A 21,640-nucleotide genomic window follows, 5' to 3' on the forward strand; every position below is an offset into this window, starting at 1 on the left:
ATTCAATCCTCAAGCCAAATCTCCAGTCTCTGCTTTCCTTTTCCCAGGCTGGAGCGCTTGAACTTCTTCAGGTGCCCTATCTCCTTTATGTCCCTCACGTGGGTTCCGCCGCAGGGGATGACCTCGAAGTCTCTTATCTGGGTGTAGCGGGTCTCTCCTTCCCACCATATCTTCATCTCGCCGCCCTCGTCAACGAGCCTGTTGAAGGTCTCTATAATCTGCTCCTTCCACTGGTTCACGTTCTCCGGGTAGGTTATGTCGTAGCGGCCCTTCTGGACGCTCATGCCGCTGCCGTAGAGCTCCCACTCGCCAGGGAGAACCTCGTTCAGCACGTGCTCCATGAGGTGCATCGCGCTGTGAATCCTCATGAGCTTGTAGCGGTAGTCCCAGTCGATTTTAAGCTCGACCTCGTCTCCGGGCCTGAATTTCTCGGGCTCGGCAACCACATGCCAGACGTTGCCGGCATCGTCCTTGTAGACATCGAGAACCTCAACGCCATTTATCGTCCCCCTGTCGTGGGGCTGGCCGCCGCCGGTCGGATAAAACACCGTCTGATCAAGAAGAAGGGCACCCTCTTTTACCTCAAGAACCTTCGCCTTCGCTTCCCTCAGGTAGGCATCCTCGTAGTAGAGCTTGCGCGTCATCCTGACCACCAACCAAAATTGGAGCGCTCCCTTAAATGGGTATCGAAACGTGGAAGAAAGAAGAAAGAAGCTCAGCGCTTCTTCCAGAAGGCCACCGCCAGGGCCACGATAAGCACCGCAACGATGACCGCGGCCATCTTCTGTGTGTCGCTCATTCCTCCGTTGGTCCCCTCTGCCGGCAGGGTGTACCTGACCGTTGCGCTGGTGCGGTTGGCGAGGAGGGTCTTCACGTCCTCCGGCTGGGCGCCGTAGCGGATGTAAACGTTGGAGACTATCTCCAGGGTGTTCCCCCTGCGGACAACGGTCATGGTAAAGCGGTTGCCCTTGACCTCGGTGCTGATGTTGTCGGGCACCTCGATGAACTCCCCGCCGCCGGTCAGGTTGAGGGTGAGGTGCAGGGTGTTGTTTACCTCGTACTCGCTCCTGTCCTGGATGGCATTGGCCATTCCCATCGTTGGGTCAAAGGTGTAGACGTATGATCCGTTCTCGTACTTCGTGAAGTTCCTGAGCGTGTACTCGGCGTCGATGACGAGGGGCGCGGTGGTCTCGTTGAGTCCGAGAATGGTGACCCTGCCCCCGTCTACTATGGCACCCTGGTAACCGAGCGCAAGGGAGTACGTTCTGAGTATGTACTCCGTAACGTTCTGAACCCCGTACGACACTATCTCGACCTTTCTGGCGATGACGTCCCTGAGGGGCTCCACGTATTCGTCCTTCATGTGCAGCCTGACGGTGCCGTTGGAGTACACGTCAATGGTAACGTACTCGTTGGTTACGCTCTTCTCGTAGTGCTCGACTCCCTCGTAGGGGGTCTTGTAGCGGATGTAGTAGTCCCCGTAGTCCCCGAAGAGAGACTTAAAACCATCGGGGGTCAGCCAGGGCTCAAGGTATATGCGGGAGCGAACGATGACAGTATCACCCTCCGCACTCGACTCGACCGCGAACCTGCTCTGGTTGTACTGCTTAACGAAGGGTTTGGGGTAGCTCAGGAGCGTCGCGTTGGGTGGAAGGACAACTATGAACGTGTTGTTAGCCTCGATTCCAAAGGGGAACCCCGTATCGGGGACCATCATGGAGCCGTATCCCCTGGTCGGGTCGATCCGGAGCTCCCAGTAGTGATCATATGAGTAGTACCTGGCGTAGTCGAGGGCTATCGCATTGAAGACGAGGGTTATGTTGTTGCCCTCTTCTATGCCGTAGGACTTCATGCTCTCGTTCACCAGCTTTACACCGGCCTGGGCGAGTCCCTGGATGTACCTGGCGAGCTGCTCCTGCTCGAACTTCTCTATAGCCTCCTCCATTGTCATGTTGCCGTTCTGGGTCTCGTTGAGAATCTTCTCTATCTGCTTCTCGATCTCCTCCTTCGGTCCCAGCCAGACGCTCGTCATGGTGATGTTGGCGCTGCCGTTGGGCAGAACGATTATCTTGAACGTGAAGTCCTGCTTGTAGACCACGGGGGCCGTATCCCCTGCAAGCCCGAAGTTCGGGCCAACGAGAGACGTCAGAAGAATCGCCGCAAAAATAACTGCAAAGACTCTTTTCATTACACACTACCTCCATTCAATCTGTGCCGGTAGTTAGCGCCACGTTGAAGTATTTAACTTTATCCCATCGCCTGATCGGCCAGAAGAAACTTGAAAGAGAAAAGGAGAGCTGCTCACTCCGCCCACTTCGACTCGTCCAGCTCTCCCTCTGTCTTGGCCACGATCGTCGTTCCCGCGAGGTCGCCGGTGACGTTCACCATCGTCCTGCCCATATCGAGGATGGCGTCGATTCCGAGTATCATGGCGTAGGCCAGGGCAACCGGACTTCCGGCCGTGAGGTCGAGACCGACGCTCTGGAGAACCATGGCGAGCATTATCGCCCCAGCACCGGGAACTCCGGCCGTTCCTATCGAGGCCAGAACCGCCGTGAGGACGACCACGAGCTGCTGGCTCAGGGAGAGTGGCTGACCGATGGCGTATGCGACGAACAGGACTGTAACCCCCTGGTAGAGTGCGGTTCCGTCCATGTTTATCGTCGCACCGAGGGGCAGCGTGAAGGAGAATATTCCCCTGTCGATGCCCATCCCCTCCTCCGCAACGCGCATCGTAACCGGCAGCGTTCCGCTGGAGCTCCTCGTGACGAAGGCCGTCAGCATGGCGTCCTTTGCCCTTTTGAGGAACTTCACCGGGTCGATACCAAAGATTTTGAGCAGGACGGCATAAACAAGCAGTATCTGAAGGACCAAACCGACGTAAACGGCCAGAACGACCGTTGTCAGCGGTCCGATGACCTTCGTGCCCTGGATTGCCATGACGTAGGCTATGAGTGCGAAGACGCCTATCGGTGCGTACTGCATGACCCCTCCGACTATGAGGTACATCGCCTCAGCAAGGCCGTCAAAGGCCCTGAGAAGTGTCGTTCCAGCGGTCCTAAGCCTCTCGTCCTCCCTGTTGGTGAGGTACGTGAGGGCTATCCCAAGGACTATTGCAAAGAATATCGTCTGAAGAACCGCACCGCTGGAGAGCGACTCAAATGGGTTCGTCGGCACTATGTTCAGGAGAGTGTTAACCAGGGACGGCGGCTGGGCCTCGATGGCCTTGCCGGCACCGGTTCCAAGGTCAACCCCCCTCCCCACGCGGAAGAGGTTGCCCATGAGCAGGCCGAAGAACACCGCAAACGCTGAGGTAAACAGGTAGTAAACGACGATCTTAACGCCCACACGGCCCAACCTGGCGGGGCTGATGCTTGATGCACCCACCACAAGGGACGCGAGGACTATTGGCATGACGAGCATCTTCAGAAGCCTGACGAAGAGGTCGCCGAAGGGCTTTACGTATGTCTCAACGGCGTCCTGCCAGCCGAAGTGAGCCGCTACCAGGCCAAACACTGCGCCCAGAATGAGGCCCCAGAGTATCTTCCAGAGAACCGGGTAGTCCAGATACCTCCTCAGAAGTCCCTTTCCCACTGTTCCACCCCCTTATTAAGCTGACTAATTGCCAGCGGAATCAATAAGTAGATGATGATATATTAATGTTATCCGTTAAATATTGACAGAATGACAAAGAACTTAGAAGAACCTCAGCGAAACATCTCCATACAGGATTCTCCTTAACTGTCCGTCAATGTCCATAAGTAATGAGCCATCGTCCAGTATGTCCAGTGCTATACCCGAGATTCTCTCATCACCTTCGGTTACGGTGACGGCCTTTCCCAGTATGAATGCCCTCTCGCGAACCTTCGCCATCAGCAGGTCAGGCCTCTCGAGGAAAACCCGATACCATCCCCCCAGGTGGAACAGGAGCCTCTCGAGAACCGCATCGAGCGGCAGCTCCCTACCGGTAAACTGCACCATCGAAACAGCGTTTTCCCTGAGCTCCTCGGGGATGACGTTGTTCACGTTGAGGCCGATTCCCAGTATACTGTACTCCCCGGCCTTTCCCTCGGTCAGTATTCCAGATATCTTCCTGCCCCCCGCCCACACATCGTTGGGCCACTTTATCCCGGACTCTATTCCGAAGTCCGCGAGCGTATCGACGACCGCCAGCGCCCCGACGAAGACGAGCCTTGGATCGACCCTGGGGGGCTTGAGGACAACGCTCATCCACAGACCGCCCTCGGGGGAGGTCCAGTTCCTTCCCCTCCTGCCCCTTCCGGCGGTCTGCCGCTTCGCCACGACAACCGTTCCCTCCGGGACATCCTGCACTATTCGCTTCGCGTACTCGTTGGTGGAGTCAACCTCGTCCAGGGTTATGAGCTTTCTTCCGATGATGCGTTCCATTTCAACCACCAAAGTGATTTCCATGGACTCCTTAAACAACCTTCGCCCAAAAACCTTAAATCCTCAAAAGAATATATCACTCCCGGTGATTAGTATGGATGCATACCAGAACGTGGGCATAAAGAGGAGGATGAAGCGCTTCTTCAGGAGGGACGGAAGGGCCCTCATCTTCGCCATGGATCACGGCTTCGAGCACGGGCCGACGGACTTCGAGGAGCACTGGGAGCACGTTAACCCGAGGATTATCATAAAAAAGGTCGTCAGGGCCGGAATCGACGGCGTCATGATGCTCCCGGGACTCGCGAGGGCCGCGGGAATAGATGTAAAACCCAACGTCGGTCTGATGATCAAGCTCACCAGCAAGACCAACCTCCGCCCGAAGGACGACCAGCTCCTCCAGAGCCAGCTCGGCTACGTCGAGGACGCGGTGAAGCTCGGCGCCGATGCCATAGCCGCGACCGTTTACTGGGGTTCCCCACAGGAAGATGCCATGATGCGCCAGTTCGCAGAGATAGCGAGCTACGCCCACGACCTCGGCTTCCCGGTCGTCCAGTTCGCTTACCCGCGCGGACCGTATATAAACGAAAAGTACGGCAGGAAAGAGGACTACCGCGTCGTCATGTACGGTGCCAGAGCGGCCGTTGAGAGCGGCGCGGACATGATAAAGACCTACTGGACCGGCTCGAGGGAGACCTTCGCCAAGGTCGTTGACGCTGCGGCGGGAGTTCCAGTGCTCCTCAGCGGCGGGGCGAAGACCGATAACCCCGTGGACTTCCTCAAGCTCGTCTGGGATGTCATAGAGGCCGGCGGAGCCGGAGCGGTCGTTGGAAGAAACATCTTCCAGCGCGAAGACCCGGAGCCATTTATAAAGGCACTCCTCCGCGTCGTCCACCGCAACGAGGACCCGGAGGAAGCGGCGAAAGCCGAGGGGCTCCTCTGAGCCCCCACCAATTTTCAAATTTTCCGGCGCGACATCATTTCGTCTTCTGTCGAATTCTTCTCCACCGAACGTCGTTAGACTTTTAAATGGCTGACTGTAGCCCTGGATGGAGGTGAGGGTATGAGCAGGGTTGAGATAATAGATACGACGTTTAGGGACGCTCACCAGTCCCTCATAGCCACACGGCTCACGACCGATGACATGCTCGCGATAGCAGAGAAGATGGATAAAATAGGCTTCTACTCCATGGAGGTCTGGGGAGGGGCTACCTTCGATGTCTGCATCCGCTACCTTCGCGAGGATCCGTGGGAGAGGCTGAGGCTCCTCAGAGAGCACATAAGGAAGACGAAGCTTCAGATGCTCCTCCGCGGGCAGAACGTCGTCGGCTACAGGCACTACCCCGACGACGTAGTTGAAAGGTTCGTCGAACTGGCCCACAGGAACGGGATAGACATTTTCAGAATATTCGATGCCCTAAACGACGTCAGGAACATGAAGGTGGCGATACGGAAGGCGAAGGAAGTCGGGGCGGAGGTGCAGGGGGTTATAGCGTACACGACCGGAAAGGTGTTCACGCTCGAGTACTACCTGGGAAAGGTCGAAGAGCTCCTGGCGCTCGATGTTGATGTGATAACCATCAAGGACATGGCGGCCCTGCTGACGCCGCGGAAGGCTTACGAGCTGGTGAGCGAGATAAAGGAACGCTACGGTGTTCCCGTAAACGTCCACACCCACTCCACAACGGGAATGGCCGTCGCAACGTACCTCAAGGCCGTCGAGGCCGGGGCGGACTACATAGACACGGCCATAAGCCCGCTCGCCTTCGGAACGGCCCAGCCGGGCATACAGACCATCTGGCACGCCCTGCCCGAGGCCGTTGGGAGCCACCTCGACAGGGAGCTCATCCACGAGGTTTCGAGGTACCTGAAGAGGCTCCTCGACGAGAAGTACTCCGGAATGCTCCACAGGGAGGCCCTCATGGTGAACCCCTACGTTCTGAAGTACCAGGTTCCGGGGGGAATGTACTCCAACCTCATCTCCCAGCTGAAGGAGATGAAAGCTTTAGACCGGCTCCAGGAGGTTCTGGAGGAGATTCCGCGCGTCAGGGAAGACCTTGGATGGCCGCCGCTGGTGACGCCGACCAGCCAGATAGTCGGAACGCAGGCGGTTCTCAACGTCCTCTTTGGAAGGTACGAGAGGATAACAGAAGAGGTCAAGAACTACATCAAAGGACTCTACGGAAGGCCGCCGGGGGAGATAAACCCCGAGCTGCGGGCAAAGGTCCTGGGGGAGGAGGAACCCATAACCGTAAGACCCGGAGAGCTGCTCGCACCCGCGCTGGAGAAATGCAGGAAGGAGCTTGAGGAATTGGGCTACCTGAAGAATGAGGAGGACGTTCTGACCTACTGCCTCTTCCCGCAGGTGGCGCTGGAGTTCTTCAGGGCGAGGAAGGAGGGCAGGATGAAGCCCGAGGTGCCGCCGGCGGTTCAGAGGTTCAAGATTTACGTGGACGGTGTCGAGTTCGAGGTCGGCGTTGAGGGCGTTGACCTGAGCGCGCTCAGATACCTGCCCCAGATAGCCGGGGTTCCGACTCCACCCAGCGCTCCGAAAACAGCACCTGCTCCTGCGCCCGTTGCTGCCCCTGCTCCTGCTCCGGTTGCTCCAGCAGCAACGCCCGCACTAGCCAGTGAGGGTGCCGTAACGGCTCCAATGCCGGGCAAGATTTTGAGAATCCTCGTCAAGGAGGGAGACGAGGTCAAAACCGGGCAGGGACTCCTAACCCTCGAAGCCATGAAGATGGAGAACGAAATTCCGGCACCCAGATACGGTGTGATAAAGAGAATCCTGGTCAAAGAGGGCGACACCGTGGACACCGGACAGGCCCTAATAGAACTCGAATGAAGAGCTGTCCACTTATTTTTCATTTCTCCGGTAGATGAACTCCCCGATGTCCGGGCCGAGCGCCGGCTTCCATCCACCAGTCCATAAACGAAATATCTTCAGTTTTTTGCCGAAAAGCATTTATATTTAAAAAGTGTACATCGAAGTGCAGAATATACATGGAGGTGCAACCATGAACTCCGCTGTAATAGTTCTTCTGGCTGGTGTTATATACCTGGCCATGTACTTCAGCTATGGCAAGAGCCTTCAGAGCAAGGTCGTCAAGGCCGACCCCAACAGGCCGACTCCGGCCCACAAGCTCTACGACGGAGTTGACTACGTTCCAGCGCACCCGCTCGTTCTATACGGCCACCACTTTGCATCGATAGCAGGAGCGGGCCCGATCGTTGGTCCCGCCCTGGCAATGGCCTGGGGATGGCTTCCGGGACTCATATGGGTCTGGTTCGGAAACGTCTTCATCGGTGCAGTCCACGACTATCTGGCACTGATGTCATCGGTTCGCTACGATGGCAAGTCCGTCCAGTGGATAGCCGGAAGGCTCATGAGCAGGAAAACGGGCATATCCTTCGAGGTATACATCTGGTTCGCCCTGCTGCTCGTCGTCGCGGCCTTCGTTGCCGTCACCGCCAAGCTGCTCACCGTAACGCCCCAGGCCGCAACCGCGACGCTCCTCTTCCTGCTCGTCGCAGTGATACTGGGATACCTCATGTACAAGGTCAAGATGGAGTTCAAGATGGCAACGATAATCGGCATCATCCTGCTCATCATAGCAGTGTGGGTCGGTCTCAAGTACCCGCTGGTCTTCGTGGACGGCCAGACCGACCCAACCTCGGCCGCCTACACAACCGCCTACCACTACTGGAACATAATCCTCATGGTTTACATCATAATCGCGGCCTCGCTCCCGGTGTGGATACTCCTCCAGCCCAGGGACTACCTCAACGCCTACATTCTGTGGTTCGGCCTGCTCTTCGGCGGCATAGCCCTCATATTCCTGGCCAAGGACTTCGCTGCCCCCGCGTACACCATGTGGAGCGCCAACGTCATCAAGGGAATCACCGCCGACGGCTCTGTCCCGGTGGCATCGCCCTTCTGGCCCACGATACCGCTCGTCATAGCATGCGGTTCTCTCAGCGGATTCCACTCGCTCGTGGGTTCTGGAACCACGTCAAAACAGCTCGACAATGAGATCCACGGCCTGATGGTGGGATATGGTGGAATGTTCACCGAGGGATTCCTCTCCACCATCGTCATCACCGCTATAGCCGTCTACGGAGTCCAGCTCACGGGCCTCAGCGGCGATCCCACCGAGTGGGGCATCAACTACATCAACGTCGGCGGTCTCGGCACCTTCCTCGGAGGCTACGCCAAGGCAGTCAGCGAGTTCTACGGCGTCAGCGAGACCTTTGGAAAGACCTTCGCGACCCTCTGGGTCTCCGCCTTCACCCTCACATCGCTCGACACGGCCACGAGGCTCGGCCGCTTCGCTTGGCAGGAGCTCTTTGGAATGATCTCCGACACCAGCAAGGGTACCATGAAGCTCGTTACCAACAAGTGGGTCGCATCGATAATCATCGCCGGCCTTGGAACCTACCTCGCCTGGGGAGCCGGCTACAAGGTCATCTGGCCGGCGTTCAGTGCGATGAACCAGATGCTCGCGAGTATAGCCATGATGACCGCCGCGCTCTGGGTTGCAAAGGTCCAGAGGGCTGGAAACTGGAGCTGGGCGGTTCTAATCCCTGCCCTCTTCCTCTGGATCACGGTGACGGCGGCGATAATCTGGTACCTCATCTACGTGCCGATGGTCGGCCAGTACCTCATAGCGGTCAAGGGTGCGCTCGTAGTCAGCCTGCTCCTCAACCTGCTCCTCGCCTGGGATTTCTGGGTCGCCTGGAAGAGGCCCGGGGAAGAGTACGCCGCGAGCGCGGCCTGACTTCTTTCCTTACTTTTTGATTCTCGGGTGGTGAAAATGACGGACAAAGAAAAAGACCCGCTAGAGAACGTTAGGGCCTTCTTAAAAGGCTTTTTCGGGGCATTCAAACAGAACTCAACCGAGTACCTCGAATTCGAGCTGAGGGAGCTTGAGAACGTCTTCGCGCTCACGCTCATGGGGGCTTTCGTTGGAATCCCCAGCCCGCCGACGACGCTCGTGATAAGGATACTGCCACACATGACGCGCGAGCTGTACGTAATGCAGCGCAGGGCGGTGGATATGGACGACGTGCTCGGCGAGCTGGCGGGGATGTTTGAAATCACGTGAGGTGGTCCCATGAGGGAGTTCTTCCTGCCCAAAAAGGGCTACAGGGTCGTCTTTTTCATAGGTAAGGGTGGAGTTGGGAAAACAACGGGTTCGGCGGCGGCCGCTGCGGCGCTCGCGGAGAGGGGCTACCGGACGCTGATAGTGTCGCTCGACCCGGCCCACAACCTCGGTGACGTGCTGATGGTGAAGTTGAAGGACAAACCGAAGAAGATAGCCGAGAACCTCTACGCGGCGGAGCTTGACATGGAGAAGCTGATAAAGACCTACCTCAAGCACCTGGAGGAGAGCATGAAGCACACGTACCGCTATCTCACGGTCATAAACCTGGAGAAGTACTTCGAGGTTCTGAGCTACTCCCCAGGAATCGAGGAGTATGCCACGCTGGAGGCTGTGAGGGAGATACTCGCAAACGGGGACGACTGGGACGTTATAATCTTCGACACCCCTCCAACGGGGCTGACCCTCCGCGTTCTCGCGCTCCCCAAAATCTCCCTAATCTGGACGGACAAACTCATTGAGATAAGGAAGGCCATCCTCGACAGACGCGCCGCAATAGCCAACATCCATGGAGAGCAGGAGTTCACCGTTGAGGGCGAGAAGATAAAGCTGCCCACGAGGGAGCAAGACGACGCCGTGATGAAGGAGCTGAAGTCCTACCGCGAAGAGGTGGCCTTCGTTGAGGGAGTTATAACCGACCCCGAGAAAACGAGCGTTGTGACCGTTATGAACCCTGAGATGCTCCCGCTCTACGAGACGGAGAGGGCCTACAAAAGCCTGAAGAAGTTCAAAGTTCCCTTCAACATGATCGTCATGAACAAGGTTCTGGAGCTGAGGACGGAGGTTCCGGAGCTGAAGGCCAAGATAAAAGCCCAGGAGAGGGTTCTCGGGGAGGTGGGGAGGAAGTTCAAGGGAATCGAGGTGGTAAGGATACCCATCTTCGCAGAGGAGCCTCGCGGGCTGGAGCGTCTCAGAACCCTCGGGGGAACGATAGTTGGAGAGTGAAGAAATCTACGAGAGGCTTAAAAGGGTGAAGGAACCCATAACCGAGGTGGATATAGTGAGCCTCGGGCTCGTCGAGGCCGTCACCGCCGATGAGGAGGGCGTCAGGGTATACCTCCGGCTCTCCGAGGGCGTGGAGCACCCGTTTCAGAACGCCCTCAGCTGGCCCGTTCGCTGGCGGATCGTGAGGGACGTCACCGCTGCCCTCGATGATGTCGCTGGTCTTGAGGTACTCGATGCACGAACCCTCGAAAGATACTATCCGCTGGAGGAGGATTGAGATGGACAATCAGGTACTGTTTGCTGCGATATTCCTTATTGCGGGCATCTCCGCCCTTCAGTTCTACAGGGGGCGGAAGCTGAACCTCATGCTGATGGAACACTACATACGGGCCGTCAAAGAGGTAATCAACCCGGAAGATGAGCTTTACACCTGGCTCGGCGGCTACATCGGCTTTCGCGCCGAGTACAAGGTCAACCGGGGCAACATCAGGAAGTTTGAGTACACCCTCACACTCCTCCCGAGGCACAGCCTGCTCTACTTTCCGATAGCCCTCATAACAAGCAGACACGACAAGCTCTACGTTGTCGTCCGGCCGTTCTCGGAGATAAAGCGCGAGGCCCACCTGATACAGAAAGGTTACTACAGGATGAGGCCAAGCATAGATGACGAGGAGCTACTCAAAAAGGAGGTCGTTGAGATAGCCGGGAAGCAGTACGAGGCCCTGTACGAGAAGAAGCGGGACGTGGAAAACCTGAAGACCCTCATCGAGAGCCTCTCAAATCCCCACAACGTCAAGCACATCTCCCTGACGCCGAAGACCAACGTTTTTTATATCCAGATGAAGCCCGAACCTGAAACGATAGGGGAGGACGTCGAGAGAATCGTCCGGTTCACAAACGAGAGGCTCAAGGAGAGCCCGTTCTCCTCGTGAACCCTTTTTGCATTCAGGGAAAACGTTAAATCCCCCTTTCATTCATTTTCTAGGGCGGTGGATGTTATGAAGGTCTATAAAGTCAGCTTCGGCGAACCTAGACTTGGATGGGTCGTTCTTGTCCACGGCCTGGGTGAGCACAGCGGGAGATATGGGAGACTAATTGGGGAACTCAACGATGCCGGCTTTGCCGTCTACACCTTCGACTGGCCCGGCCACGGTAAGAGCCCCGGCAAGAGGGGACATACAAGCGTTGAGGAAGCAATGGAGATAATCGACGGCATTATAGATAAAATCGGTGAAAAGCCATTCCTCTTCGGCCACAGCCTCGGCGGACTGGCAGTAATCCGCTACGCAGAGATGAGGCCTGAGAAGATACGGGGCGTGGTGGCATCCTCACCGGCACTCGCCAAGAGCCCCGAAACGCCAGATTTCATGGTGGCCCTCGCGAAGTTCCTCGGGAAAATCGCTCCAGGAATCGTTCTTTCCAACGGGCTGAAGCCGGAGCTGCTTTCCAGGAACCCCGATGCGGTGAAGCGCTACGTCGAAGATCCACTCGTCCACGACAGGATTTCCGCAAAGCTCGGAAGGAGCATCTTCGAGAACATGGAGCTGGCCCATGAGGAGGCGGGGAGGATAAAGGTTCCCGTGCTGCTAATCGTCGGCACCGGGGATGTAATAACACCGCCCAAGGGGTCAAGGAGGCTCCTGGAAGAGCTTACAGTTGAGGACAAGGCAATTAAGGAGTTCGAAGGGGCCTACCACGAGATATTTGAGGACCCTGAATGGGCGGATGAACTCCACCGAACGGTGGTTGAGTGGATGGTGAGGCACACAGGGTGAATTCTCATGATCTTCGACACCTTCCAGGATTTTATGGAACGCTGGGACGGGAGCCCGGAGGGTTGGATCGCATACATCAGCAACTATCCGGAACTCTTCGAAAAAATTAAGGAGGACTATGCGAGATACGGGGCAAGCTGGAGGGATTATCTGAGGCTGCTGGACAAGAGGAAGCCCGAGGAGTTCCCTAAAGCATATGAGCGCCTCGGGGGAACACTGCCAAAAATTGCCGCCGATGTTGAGAGGCTGTTTGGGATTACCCAAAATGATTACAACATCGTCATATACGTCGGCCTTGAAAACGGGGCCGGGTGGGTGACGGAATTCAAAGGAAAGCCCTCAATTCTTTTCGGTCTGGAAGCCGTAGCCGAGCTTGGATGGTACGATGGAATCGGGGGACTGATTGCGCATGAATTTGGACACCTTGTGCACTGGCTCATGAGGAACGAGAACCTGGAAAAGCTCGAAGAGGAGGCCCTTATGGGGCTGTATACGGAGGGATTCGCCCAGAGGGTGGAGGACATCCTAACGGGGAGACCATGGCACCTCGAATATGATGGATGGTTCGAATGGTGTGCGAGAAACGAGCGGTGCCTCAAGGAGGAGTTCGCAAGGAGGGTCCGGAAAAACGAACCGCTGAACCCGTTCTTTGGCTCGTGGTACGAGCTCTTCGGAATGAAGTTTACTGGCTACTATCTCGGCTACCGGTTCATCAGGTGGCTTGAAGAGATGCTCTCCTTTGAGGAAATAGCAAAACTGGAGAAAGAAAGAGTCAGGGGCATGATTCTAGAGTTCCTCGAGGGCTAGATGCTTTCCCTTCTGTCTATTATGTGCTCCAGCTCGGGCCCCGTCTTGATGAGTCCAACGGGGACGCCGACGCGCTCCTCGATTTCCTCAACGAACTCCCTGGCCCTCCTGGGAAGCTTGTCGTAGTCTGTGACGCCGAAGGCATCCTTGTCGTACTTGTCCAGCATCGTCAGGGCGAGCATCGTCGCGCCGTTGAGCTTCGCGGAGTAGCGGGCGAACTCGAAGTCGAACCAGCCGACCCTCCTCCGCCTCCCTGTGACGGTCCCGTACTCAACGAGACCCAGCTTCTCCGCCTCCTCCTGGCTCATCTCGGTCGGGAACGGCCCCTCCCCAACCCTCGTCGGGAAGCTCTTGAAGACGACTATGACGTCGTCAACCCTCGTCGGGCCTATTCCCACGTCGCTCGCTATGGCCGAAGCGGTCGTGTCCTTCGAGGTCACGTAGGGGTAGGTTCCGTAGTAGAGGCTCAGCCCAAAGCCCTGCGTCCCCTCGACGAGTACGAGCTTCCCTTCGTCCAGGGCGTCGTTCACTTCCGCGGCGACATCCGTCAGGTATGGCTCAAGCTCGGGGACGTCCTTTGCAAGCCTCGCCCGCCTCATGACCCTGTCGGCGTTTGCCGGCCCGCAGCCGCTTCCGGTGGTGCCTATCTTGTCGTGGAGGTGGCTGTTGCTCCTGTCGAGCTTCTTGTGCTCGTCCTCGATTATGGAACAGCGGTAGTCGATGCCAACCCTCTCGGCAACGTTGAAGTCCCTGAGGTGCTCAAGCTCGTGGAAGAACACCCCGGGATCAACTAGAACACCCGCACCCACGAGAAGCCGGGCCTTCGTCTGGATGAACGCCGTTGGAAGCTGCCTGACCGCGTACTTCTTACCGTTGATAAAAACACTGTGGCCCGCGTTCGTCCCAACACCGCCGCGCGCTATGACCTCAGGCTCGTCATTTAGGGCAAGGTAAGCTATAACAGAGCCCTTGCCCTCGTCTCCCCATTGACCACCAACAACGATGTAGCTCGGCATGGCTCCTTACCCAGGTTTAAGTCAATAGGGGGCTTATAACGGTTTCGAATTTAACAAAAAAATGTCTAAAAATAATCGCCATCCTGAAAACGTTGAACTGAAAAATGGAGAAGTTAAGAAAGGGTTTTCACCACGAACGCGAGCAAATCCGTCAGCTCCCTCGCCCTCGTTTCGGGTGAAGCACCCATGTGGCCGCTCTTGGTCTCCACGCGGAGGTAGACGGGCGCGTCCATTTCCTTCAGCTTCATGAAGAACTTGAGGGCGTGTGCGGGATGAACGCGGTCGTCGTGGAGCCCCGTGTAGAGGAGCGTCGGAGGATAGCTCTTTTCAGGGTCAACGTTGTGGTAAGGGCTGTACTTCAGCAGAAACTCCCTGTCCTTTGGGTTGTCGGGGTTGCCGTACTCGGGAACCCACACGCTGCCGATGTAGAGCTTGTGGAAGCGCATCATGTCTATGACAGGATAGCCTATCAGCGCCGCGTCCATGACGTCCGACCGCTGGGTGAGTGTGGCAGAAACCAAAAGTCCACCGTTGCTCCTGCCCCAGGCGGCGACCTTGTAGCCCTCGGCCTTGAGCTTACCGAGAACGGCTATGAAGTCGTCGAAGACGTTCTGTTTGTTTTCTCTCATTCCTGCCCTGTGCCACTCCTCGCCGTACTCGGAACCGCCGCGGAGGTTGGCCATCACGAAGGTTCCGCCGCGGTTTATGAACGGAATCGCCTGCGGGAAGAAGTGGGGCGTCAGTGAAATGTTGAAGCCGCCGTAGCCGAAGACCCAAGCCTTCTTCTCGTCCCCCTTGCCCTTCACGAGGAAGTAGTGTATCCTCGTGCCATCATTTGAGGTGGCGAAGTCTTCACTTACGGTGAACTCGCCCCCAACTTCCTTTCCATCGAGGAGGCTAAGCCCACCGTCGAACTCGTAGAGCCTGTACGGAACGGTGAAGCTCTCATACCTTATGAGTGCTTTCTTTCCATCGGTGTCCATCGGGTAGGCGCTTCCCAGGAGGTCAAAGGCTATCTCCTCAAGCTTTTCACCGTCCAGAGAATAGACCTCCAGCCTGTGGCTCGCGTGGACGAGCCTGCCGGCGAGGATTTTGCCGTCAACGACAATCGCCCATTCAAGGGGGAACTCATCCTCTGGAATAACTTCAGTGACGCTCTCGCCCTCTACCGCGATCACCTTTCCACGGCCAGTTCCTTCCCTGGTGAGAACATAGAGCCTGCCGTTGATGACGTCTATAGGCTCGGCAGGCACTTCGGCAGAGTAGACTTTCTGCCATTTTCTTGGTTCTTCAACGGGACCGATGTAGATATTCGCCTTGTTCCAGCCAAAGGTCACCGTCACCATCGCCCACTTTCCGTCGGTGCTTTTCCTCAGCCGGACGAAGTATCCGGAGCCGAGGCCCTTTCCGAAGACCATCTTCTCTCCGCTCTCATCCTTCCAGAAAAGCCTCACCGCGGGCGCTTTAACACCGTCGGGTGTCTCGTCGTGGCGGTAGAACCTACCGAAGTAGTAGCCGTTTTCCAGGAAGGTAACGTTCCAGACCGAGGGCTTCATCTCGTCGATGAGCTCTCCAGTTTCAAGGTCTATGATTCGTGTTATTCCTTCGTCAGCGCCGCCGATGGAGAAACTGTAGGCGAGCCTCTTCCCGGCATTGTCTGCTGTGAATCCCTGGAGAAGAACCTCATCGCTGAGTTCTTCTTCGAGGGCCTTAGAATCAAGGATAATCTTCCCATCCAGCCATCGGATAACTTGTCTGTCTTTCTCCTTGAACATCGCAATGATGCCTTTTTCAGTAAGCTTCGCCCCGTAGAGGGTCGGCATCGAGTAGTACTCCCAGACCTCCGAGAAGAGCTCGTCGCTGAGTCCGCCGATGAGCTCCCTAAAGCGCTTGTTTTCCTCTTCAACTAGTCCCAGAACACGCTCGTCCTGCAGGTTCTCCATCCAGATGTACGGGTCATCCATGAAGACCACCGTCTAAACGTTGAGGTTGAAAGGATAAAAAGGTTGTGCTGTCTCAATTATGGAACAAAATCTTAAAAAGATTAGAACAAAATTTCGGACATGAGGGAGGAAGATGTACGCTTTATGAGGATCGCCCTTGGGCTGGCGAGGCGCGGCGAGGGTTTGGTGAATCCCAACCCGATGGTCGGGGCGGTTGTAGTCAAGGACGACAGGATAATAGGCACCGGCTGGCACGAGCGCTTTGGGGGAAAGCACGCGGAGGTAAACGCTATCGAGGACGCCAAGAGAAAGGGACACGACGTTAAGGGTGCGACCATGTACGTGACGCTGGAGCCCTGCTCCCACTGGGGCAAACAGCCGCCCTGCGCGGACAGGATTATCAAGGAGGGCATTTCGAGGGTTGTCATAGCCGTGGAGGATCCGAACCCCCTCGTTTCAGGGAGGGGGATTAAGAAGCTTAGGGCGGCAGGAATCGAGGTGGAAGTCGGTCTTCTTGGGGAGGAGGCAAGGAAGCTGAACGAGGTTTTCATTAAATACATAACTACCAGAATTCCCTTCGTCTCTATAAAGCTGGCTCTGACGCTGGACGGTTTTATAGCAACGGAGAGCTTTTCGTCCCAGTGGATAACAGGCGAGGCGGCGAGGGCAAGGGTTCAGGAGCTTAGAAAGAAGCACATGGCGATTATGGTTGGCTCTGGAACCGTTCTCAGGGACAACCCAAGGCTCAATTGCCGGCTCGATAACTGCCCCGAGAAGGTTAAGGTCGTCCTCGACCGCTCAGGCAGGGTGGCGGAGAAAGTGCGGAGGGGAAAGAGGTTCAACCTATTCGAGGATGGGAGGGTGATATTTTTCACCGAAAGGCCAGAGCTCTTCGAGGGCGTAGGCGAGGCCTACCCGATAATCGAGCCCAGGGAGATACTCAGGAAGCTCGGAGAGCTCGGAATTGACAGCGTCCTCATCGAGGGCGGGAGGATTGCCTGTGAATTCTTAGCTTTTGCGGACAAGTTCTACATCTTCTACGGGCCAAAGCTCTTCGGGAGGGGGATAAATCCCTTCGAATGCCTCAAGGTGGAGACGGCAGAGCGGGCGTTTCCTCTTAGAATTGACTCGGTTGAGATGCTCGGCGATAGCGTTCTTGTAACAGCTTACCCCGGTGGTAGAGATGTTCAGTGGAATCGTTGAGGGAACCGGGAGGGCCCGCTACTCCACTGGAAGGCTGTACGTTGAGGTTCCTTTCAAGGTCAGATCTGGGGACAGCGTGGCGGTAAACGGTGCCTGCTTAACCGTGGTCTCCTTCGACGAAGGAATTGCCGTTTTTGACGTCGGCGAGGAGACGCTGAGGAGAACCAACCTGAGGGAAGCGAGAGTCGTCAACCTCGAGAGGGCCTTGAAGCTCGGCGATAGAATGGACGGACACATAGTCACCGGCCACGTTGACGGGACGGTTCGCTTTATAGCCTCGCGGAGGAGCGGGAACACGACGTGGATGGCTTTCGAGATGCCGGCCGAGAGGTGGGGCGTTGCCGAGAAGGGCTCCATAGCCCTAAACGGAGTTTCCCTCACCGTTGCGAGGGTAGAAGCCAACCGCTTTTGGGTTCAGGTAATTCCATACACGCTCGAAAACACCAACCTCGGTTTCCTGAGGCCCAGTGAGAGGGTGAACTACGAGATTGACGTCCTGGCCAGATACGTAAAGCGCATCATGGAGGCGGGGGTATGAACTGGGAGGAGATTAGGAAAGCTGTGCTCGATGGAAAGCCCATCGTCCTGATAGATGATGGAAGGGAGTTCGAGGCCGACCTCGTGTTTCCGGCGGAGACTGCATCTTCCGAGGTTGTCAGCTTCATGCTCTCCACCAAGGGGCTACTATGCCTCACGATGGACATGGAACAGGCCCTGGAAAGGGGCTTCTTCCCCCTCCCGAGCAAGGAGGGTGAGACGAACTTCCTGATTCCGGTTGATTACAGGGAGACGTTCACGGGGATAACCGCGGAGGAGAGGGCTTTAACCGCTCGAAAAATCGCCGAGGGGCTGGGCATCGAGGCCTTCCGCTACCCGGGGCACCTCCAAATCCTCGGTGGCGTTGGCTTTAGCAGGAGAAAGGGCCACACTGAGGGCTCGCTCGAGCTTATGGAGAGGCTCGGCTTCAAGCGCTACGCCCTCATTATCGAGATACTGAACGATGAAGGCGACTCCCACGACAGAGAGTTCGCTTTGGCATTCGCCGAGGAGCACGGCTTGCCCGTTATTACGATGGACGAGCTCTGGGAGGAATTCGTGAGGAGGAAGCAGCTGATAATGGTCTACGCCAACGCAAGGCTGCCGACGCGCTACGGGGACTTCAGGATAGTGAGCTTCGACAACGAGGTGGACTTTAAAGAGCATGTTGCCATAGTTAAGGAGCCATACGGGGAGGTTCCACTCGTCAGGATCCACTCCAAGTGCCTCACAGGAGATACCTTGACCTCGCTCAAGTGCGACTGCGGGAGCCAGCTGGCCAACGCCCTCAGGATGATAGCGCAGGAGGGAGGAATACTCCTCTACATGGACCAGGAAGGCAGAGGGATAGGCCTGAAGGAGAAGATAAAGGCCTACGAGCTCCAGGAAGATGGATTAGATACGGTTGAGGCAAACGAGGTGCTGGGATATAGAGCGGACGAGAGAACCTACGAGGCGGCCTTCCAGATGCTCCGCGCGCTCGGCGTTTCAAGGATTAGGCTCATCACCAACAACCCGCGGAAGGCGGAGGCTCTGGAGGAGCTTGGAATGGAGGTCGTTGGGATAGTCCCGGCTCCGGGAGAAGTTACCGAGCACAACAGGCTTTATCTGAAGGTGAAGGCCGAGAAGCTCGACCACAGGATTCCCTTCGAAATCTAATCAATTACCGGATTATTTAATTCACGAATTAGACAAAACAGTATTACGGGGGTGAGGGTATGGAGGTTCGCGTCGTTGAGGGTGAATTCATGGGTGAGAACCTGAGGATAGGGGTGGTTGTGGCGAGGTTCAACGATCTCCTCACGGACGAGCTCCTGAGCGGTGCTTTGGACTGCTTCGAGAGACACGGCGTGGAGAGGGTAGACGTTGTGAAGGTTCCCGGTTCCTTCGAGATACCGCTCGCTGCCAAAAAGCTCGCCGAGAGCGGGAAGTACGACGCTGTTTTGGCCCTTGGTGCGGTGGTTAGAGGAGAAACCAAGCACTTCGATCTCGTTGCAAACGAAGTTGCCAAGGGGGTTGCAAACGCTTCGCTCCAGACGGGCGTCCCCGTTATTTTTGGCGTGATAACAGTTGAAGATGAGCTTCAGGGCCTGAACAGGGCGGGGATAAAGAGCAACAAGGGCTTCGAGTACGCGATGGCAGCTCTTGAGATGGCCAACCTGATGAAAAAGCTCAAGGGCTGATGGCCAGCCCCCAACCGTTTTCTTTTTCCACCACCCCAATCGCCAGCACCGGATGGGCGAACTCCAGCCTTAAGACCTTCTCAGCCAGTTCTTCAGCATTCGAAAAGCTCAGCTCCAGCTCTTCAATGCCATCAACGTTGTACGTCGCGGTAAAGAAGGCCTTCCCTTCTTCCAGCTTAATGGCTTTAACCCAGAGCTCTTCTCTGCCAACGAAGCCGAGCCAGCCCCTAGCTTTCCCGCACTCCACTATGGCAGCTATCCTCGGTGTGCTGTAGTCATCGCGCTCGTAGTCGAGGGCGTCGAGGACATGGATCAACGCTTTTCTCGGGCTTTCCTCTTCGAGAGCCTGGGCTATAAAGACAGTCTGCAGTCCGTTGCTCACGACCGCGTAGTTTTCGAGCAGCTTCACAACGGGATAGCTCACGTAGGGGTTGTCAGTCTCGGTATGGTTGGCTATGTAAATTTCGTTTCCCCGAATAACCGCCCTCCTGTTAGGGAAGGAGCGGGAGTTCAGGCGGTAGAAGGCGAAGGGCCTCCCGTTGTTTAGGCCCACGCCGAGCATCCTCCCGACGTACCTCAAGTTACCACCTCCTTGAGGCGGTCCTCCTCGAGGGCGAGCTTAATCTCGCGCGCTATCCTCTCGCCCATGAGCATCGGCCTCTCCCAGTAGAGGGCCGAGTACCAGTGTTTGGCATTGCTGCCGCCGTCTATGCGCGAGGCGAAGCCTATGCAGCGGAATTCACCATCGTAGGCGAAGTGGAGAGCGAAGGGACCTATGATGCCGGGAGGTTCAAGCTCTTCCATAGCCTTGACGAAAGCCAATCCATAATCGTAGAGCACTGGAATGAGCGACTCCCTCAGCGCTACGGCCTTGTTTCCCGCTATGGTGTAGGGGAGGGTCTTGAAGGGCCGCCTCTTGTTTGCGTCCGCAATGACCAGGCGCTCATCAACGCCAAAGAGCTCCAAACGGTTTAAAATCGGCGAATAGAAGAAGTGGACGTAGAGGTAAACGCCGTCTGTGAAGCGTTCAATCCTGTAGGGTTCGCTCAGGCCTTTGATCTTCTCCTGCAGTTCATAGCCGTAAGCCAAGAAGTGCCCGCTTCCGCCCCTCGGTCCCTCAAGGCGGACAAAGTAAAGCTCGTCTGGCTTAGCCTCTTCGGGCTCGATGACTTCAACCATCGGAATGCCGGCCTTTTTAAGGACCCTATCCTGGAGCTCAAAGCTGGTTTCCCACTTGAGGAAACGCTTGTTGCCGAAGAACTTAGCCTTTGCTTTCTCGATGGCCTCTATGCCAAGGTAGGCCACGAAAGAGCCGTGGGGTACGACGATGCCGTCATCACCGAGTACTTCCCTCATGTTTTCCGTTACGACGATTTCATCGACGAGCGGGATGGAGGAGTAGAAGGCCTTTCTACTCGGTTTGACGTAGAGCCTCGTTCTGAAGCCCTCTCTCTTTGCCCCCATGAGTATCTGAAGGGAGGAGTGGGAAGCTATGGTGGAGATTATCATTCTACCACCTCCAGGAGCTCTTCCTGGCTCAAAAGCCTTCCACCCTTCATAACGCGCATTGTGTCGCCGCTGAGCTCGTCTATCACCAGAAGCTCTCCATTCAGCCTGCCAAACTCCAGCTTGAAGTCTATTAGCTCAAGCCCCTTTGCGGAGAAGAACTCCGCCAGGATTTCGGCGACCCTTTTCGTTACCTCCTTCATTTCCTCCAGCTCCCCTTCGCTCGCTATACCGAGCCGTAATATTGCTTCTTCGGTTATGAGGGGGTCGCCGAGCGAGTCGTCCTTGAGGGTGAACTCGACTATTCCCAGCTCTTGGAGGGACTCCACCCAGCCGCTGTATCTCCTGAGAAAGCTTCCGTAAGCCTTGAAGCGGTATATAGTCTCCAGCGGAATCCTCTCTGCCTTCAGAAAGCGCGCCCTTCTCTCGTCAATCCGCTCGACGAAGTGGGTCCTTATCCCGTTCCTTTCCAGCAGGCTGAAGAAGAACTCCGTCTGCTTGAGAACTGCACTCCCCTTGCCCGGTCTCTCGCCTATCACCTCGTTGCCACCCGTGTCCTCTCTGCCGTCTTCGCCCAGCAGGGAGTCCTTGAAGTAAAAGATTAGATACGGGCCATCTTCGTAGACGTCCTTCGTCTTGCCGGAGTAGATTAACCTCAAG

Annotated in this window: 22 protein-coding genes; 13 read left to right on the forward strand and 9 right to left on the reverse strand. The window is 56.4% G+C overall.

Annotated features, from left to right (window positions below):
- Window positions 1-2: 2 nt before the first annotated feature.
- The 4 genes from FPV09_RS02800 to FPV09_RS02815 form a co-directional block, all read right to left on the reverse strand.
- The gene (locus tag FPV09_RS02800; protein WP_148883632.1) at window positions 3-644 is read right to left on the reverse strand and encodes an alanyl-tRNA editing protein; all 642 of its coding nucleotides are present in this window, start codon (window positions 642-644) and stop codon (window positions 3-5) included.
- 71 nt (window positions 645-715) lie between these two features.
- Window positions 716-2,188 (reverse strand): exodeoxyribonuclease VII small subunit, encoded by a 1,473-nt coding sequence (locus tag FPV09_RS02805; RefSeq protein WP_148882299.1) that lies wholly within the window; start codon window positions 2,186-2,188, stop codon window positions 716-718.
- A gap of 113 nt (window positions 2,189-2,301) precedes the next feature.
- On the reverse strand, window positions 2,302-3,594 hold the full coding sequence (locus tag FPV09_RS02810) for a dicarboxylate/amino acid:cation symporter (RefSeq protein WP_148882300.1): 1,293 nt from the start codon (window positions 3,592-3,594) through the stop codon (window positions 2,302-2,304).
- A gap of 102 nt (window positions 3,595-3,696) precedes the next feature.
- Window positions 3,697-4,407, reverse strand: coding sequence for a biotin--[acetyl-CoA-carboxylase] ligase (locus tag FPV09_RS02815; protein ID WP_148883633.1), 711 nt, complete (start codon window positions 4,405-4,407; stop codon window positions 3,697-3,699).
- A 94-nt stretch (window positions 4,408-4,501) separates the two neighbouring features.
- Here FPV09_RS02815 and fba point away from each other — a divergent pair, with 94 nt between their 5' ends.
- From fba to FPV09_RS02860, 9 genes are all read left to right on the forward strand, one after another.
- Complete coding sequence (gene fba, locus FPV09_RS02820; RefSeq protein WP_148883634.1) at window positions 4,502-5,347, forward strand: class I fructose-bisphosphate aldolase; 846 nt, start codon at window positions 4,502-4,504, stop codon at window positions 5,345-5,347.
- Window positions 5,348-5,467: 120 nt separating this feature from the next.
- Window positions 5,468-7,249, forward strand: a complete 1,782-nt coding sequence (locus FPV09_RS02825) for a pyruvate/oxaloacetate carboxyltransferase (RefSeq protein WP_148882301.1) — start codon at window positions 5,468-5,470, stop codon at window positions 7,247-7,249.
- A gap of 172 nt (window positions 7,250-7,421) precedes the next feature.
- On the forward strand, window positions 7,422-9,182 hold the full coding sequence (locus FPV09_RS02830; RefSeq protein ID WP_148882302.1) for a carbon starvation CstA family protein: 1,761 nt from the start codon (window positions 7,422-7,424) through the stop codon (window positions 9,180-9,182).
- A 36-nt stretch (window positions 9,183-9,218) separates the two neighbouring features.
- Window positions 9,219-9,509 (forward strand): hypothetical protein, encoded by a 291-nt coding sequence (locus FPV09_RS02835; protein WP_148882303.1) that lies wholly within the window; start codon window positions 9,219-9,221, stop codon window positions 9,507-9,509.
- 9 nt (window positions 9,510-9,518) lie between these two features.
- The gene (locus FPV09_RS02840; RefSeq protein WP_148882304.1) at window positions 9,519-10,511 is read left to right on the forward strand and encodes an ArsA family ATPase; all 993 of its coding nucleotides are present in this window, start codon (window positions 9,519-9,521) and stop codon (window positions 10,509-10,511) included.
- Window positions 10,501-10,788, forward strand: coding sequence for an iron-sulfur cluster assembly protein (locus FPV09_RS02845; RefSeq protein WP_148882305.1), 288 nt, complete (start codon window positions 10,501-10,503; stop codon window positions 10,786-10,788). The genes FPV09_RS02840 and FPV09_RS02845 overlap by 11 nt, the downstream gene beginning before the upstream one ends.
- 1 nt (window position 10,789) lies before the next feature.
- Window positions 10,790-11,443, forward strand: coding sequence for a hypothetical protein (locus tag FPV09_RS02850; RefSeq protein WP_148882306.1), 654 nt, complete (start codon window positions 10,790-10,792; stop codon window positions 11,441-11,443).
- A 66-nt stretch (window positions 11,444-11,509) separates the two neighbouring features.
- The gene (locus tag FPV09_RS02855; protein WP_148882307.1) at window positions 11,510-12,286 is read left to right on the forward strand and encodes an alpha/beta hydrolase; all 777 of its coding nucleotides are present in this window, start codon (window positions 11,510-11,512) and stop codon (window positions 12,284-12,286) included.
- 6 nt (window positions 12,287-12,292) lie between these two features.
- Window positions 12,293-13,093 carry a hypothetical protein gene (locus tag FPV09_RS02860; protein WP_148882308.1) on the forward strand — a complete coding sequence of 267 codons (801 nt, stop codon included), beginning with the start codon at window positions 12,293-12,295 and terminating at the stop codon, window positions 13,091-13,093.
- On the opposite strand, the gene FPV09_RS02865 is transcribed toward FPV09_RS02860, so the two are convergent.
- Both FPV09_RS02865 and FPV09_RS02870 read right to left on the reverse strand, forming a co-directional pair.
- Window positions 13,090-14,109, reverse strand: a complete 1,020-nt coding sequence (locus FPV09_RS02865; protein WP_148882309.1) for an adenylosuccinate synthetase — start codon at window positions 14,107-14,109, stop codon at window positions 13,090-13,092. The genes FPV09_RS02860 and FPV09_RS02865 overlap by 4 nt on opposite strands.
- Window positions 14,110-14,222: 113 nt before the next feature.
- A complete protein-coding gene (locus tag FPV09_RS02870) occupies window positions 14,223-16,073 on the reverse strand; it encodes a prolyl oligopeptidase family serine peptidase (protein WP_148883635.1) in 1,851 nt (616 codons plus the stop codon).
- 99 nt (window positions 16,074-16,172) lie between these two features.
- On the opposite strand from FPV09_RS02870, the gene ribD reads away from it, so the two are divergent.
- From ribD to ribH, 4 genes are read left to right on the forward strand one after another with little or no spacing between them, the layout of a single operon-like run.
- Window positions 16,173-17,255 carry a bifunctional diaminohydroxyphosphoribosylaminopyrimidine deaminase/5-amino-6-(5-phosphoribosylamino)uracil reductase RibD gene (gene ribD, locus FPV09_RS02875; RefSeq protein ID WP_148882310.1) on the forward strand — a complete coding sequence of 361 codons (1,083 nt, stop codon included), beginning with the start codon at window positions 16,173-16,175 and terminating at the stop codon, window positions 17,253-17,255.
- Window positions 17,236-17,793 (forward strand): riboflavin synthase, encoded by a 558-nt coding sequence (locus FPV09_RS02880; protein WP_148882311.1) that lies wholly within the window; start codon window positions 17,236-17,238, stop codon window positions 17,791-17,793. The genes ribD and FPV09_RS02880 overlap by 20 nt, the downstream gene beginning before the upstream one ends.
- Window positions 17,790-18,950 (forward strand): bifunctional 3,4-dihydroxy-2-butanone-4-phosphate synthase/GTP cyclohydrolase II, encoded by a 1,161-nt coding sequence (locus FPV09_RS02885; protein ID WP_148882312.1) that lies wholly within the window; start codon window positions 17,790-17,792, stop codon window positions 18,948-18,950. Before FPV09_RS02880 ends, FPV09_RS02885 begins: the two co-directional genes overlap by 4 nt.
- A gap of 59 nt (window positions 18,951-19,009) precedes the next feature.
- Window positions 19,010-19,474 carry a 6,7-dimethyl-8-ribityllumazine synthase gene (ribH, locus tag FPV09_RS02890; protein ID WP_148882313.1) on the forward strand — a complete coding sequence of 155 codons (465 nt, stop codon included), beginning with the start codon at window positions 19,010-19,012 and terminating at the stop codon, window positions 19,472-19,474.
- Here ribH and FPV09_RS02895 read toward each other — a convergent pair.
- From FPV09_RS02895 to FPV09_RS02905, 3 genes are read right to left on the reverse strand one after another with little or no spacing between them, the layout of a single operon-like run.
- The gene (locus FPV09_RS02895; protein WP_148882314.1) at window positions 19,464-20,054 is read right to left on the reverse strand and encodes an IMP cyclohydrolase; all 591 of its coding nucleotides are present in this window, start codon (window positions 20,052-20,054) and stop codon (window positions 19,464-19,466) included. The genes ribH and FPV09_RS02895 overlap by 11 nt on opposite strands.
- Window positions 20,051-20,983 (reverse strand): formate--phosphoribosylaminoimidazolecarboxamide ligase, encoded by a 933-nt coding sequence (locus FPV09_RS02900; RefSeq protein WP_148882315.1) that lies wholly within the window; start codon window positions 20,981-20,983, stop codon window positions 20,051-20,053. Before FPV09_RS02900 ends, FPV09_RS02895 begins: the two co-directional genes overlap by 4 nt.
- Complete coding sequence (locus FPV09_RS02905; protein WP_148882316.1) at window positions 20,980-21,639, reverse strand: phosphoribosylaminoimidazolesuccinocarboxamide synthase; 660 nt, start codon at window positions 21,637-21,639, stop codon at window positions 20,980-20,982. Before FPV09_RS02905 ends, FPV09_RS02900 begins: the two co-directional genes overlap by 4 nt.
- Between the last annotated feature and the right edge of the window lies 1 nt (window position 21,640).

The organism is Thermococcus aciditolerans (assembly GCF_008152015.1).
Lineage (GTDB): Archaea > Methanobacteriota_B > Thermococci > Thermococcales > Thermococcaceae > Thermococcus > Thermococcus celericrescens.

Excerpts from the sequence above, each read along its gene's own strand:
- FPV09_RS02800 (WP_148883632.1), bottom strand. The coding sequence starts at position 644 with ATGACGCGCAAGCTCTACTACGAGGATGCCTACCTGAGGGAAGCGAAG.
- FPV09_RS02805 (WP_148882299.1), bottom strand. The coding sequence starts at position 2,188 with ATGAAAAGAGTCTTTGCAGTTATTTTTGCGGCGATTCTTCTGACGTCT.
- FPV09_RS02815 (WP_148883633.1), bottom strand. The coding sequence starts at position 4,407 with ATGGAACGCATCATCGGAAGAAAGCTCATAACCCTGGACGAGGTTGAC.
- fba (WP_148883634.1), top strand. The coding sequence starts at position 4,502 with ATGGATGCATACCAGAACGTGGGCATAAAGAGGAGGATGAAGCGCTTC.
- FPV09_RS02825 (WP_148882301.1), top strand. The coding sequence starts at position 5,468 with ATGAGCAGGGTTGAGATAATAGATACGACGTTTAGGGACGCTCACCAG.
- FPV09_RS02830 (WP_148882302.1), top strand. The coding sequence starts at position 7,422 with ATGAACTCCGCTGTAATAGTTCTTCTGGCTGGTGTTATATACCTGGCC.
- FPV09_RS02835 (WP_148882303.1), top strand. The coding sequence starts at position 9,219 with ATGACGGACAAAGAAAAAGACCCGCTAGAGAACGTTAGGGCCTTCTTA.
- FPV09_RS02840 (WP_148882304.1), top strand. The coding sequence starts at position 9,519 with ATGAGGGAGTTCTTCCTGCCCAAAAAGGGCTACAGGGTCGTCTTTTTC.
- FPV09_RS02850 (WP_148882306.1), top strand. The coding sequence starts at position 10,790 with ATGGACAATCAGGTACTGTTTGCTGCGATATTCCTTATTGCGGGCATC.
- FPV09_RS02855 (WP_148882307.1), top strand. The coding sequence starts at position 11,510 with ATGAAGGTCTATAAAGTCAGCTTCGGCGAACCTAGACTTGGATGGGTC.
- FPV09_RS02860 (WP_148882308.1), top strand. The coding sequence starts at position 12,293 with ATGATCTTCGACACCTTCCAGGATTTTATGGAACGCTGGGACGGGAGC.
- FPV09_RS02865 (WP_148882309.1), bottom strand. The coding sequence starts at position 14,109 with ATGCCGAGCTACATCGTTGTTGGTGGTCAATGGGGAGACGAGGGCAAG.
- FPV09_RS02870 (WP_148883635.1), bottom strand. The coding sequence starts at position 16,073 with ATGGATGACCCGTACATCTGGATGGAGAACCTGCAGGACGAGCGTGTT.
- ribD (WP_148882310.1), top strand. The coding sequence starts at position 16,173 with ATGAGGGAGGAAGATGTACGCTTTATGAGGATCGCCCTTGGGCTGGCG.
- FPV09_RS02880 (WP_148882311.1), top strand. The coding sequence starts at position 17,236 with ATGTTCAGTGGAATCGTTGAGGGAACCGGGAGGGCCCGCTACTCCACT.
- FPV09_RS02885 (WP_148882312.1), top strand. The coding sequence starts at position 17,790 with ATGAACTGGGAGGAGATTAGGAAAGCTGTGCTCGATGGAAAGCCCATC.
- ribH (WP_148882313.1), top strand. The coding sequence starts at position 19,010 with ATGGAGGTTCGCGTCGTTGAGGGTGAATTCATGGGTGAGAACCTGAGG.
- FPV09_RS02900 (WP_148882315.1), bottom strand. The coding sequence starts at position 20,983 with ATGATAATCTCCACCATAGCTTCCCACTCCTCCCTTCAGATACTCATG.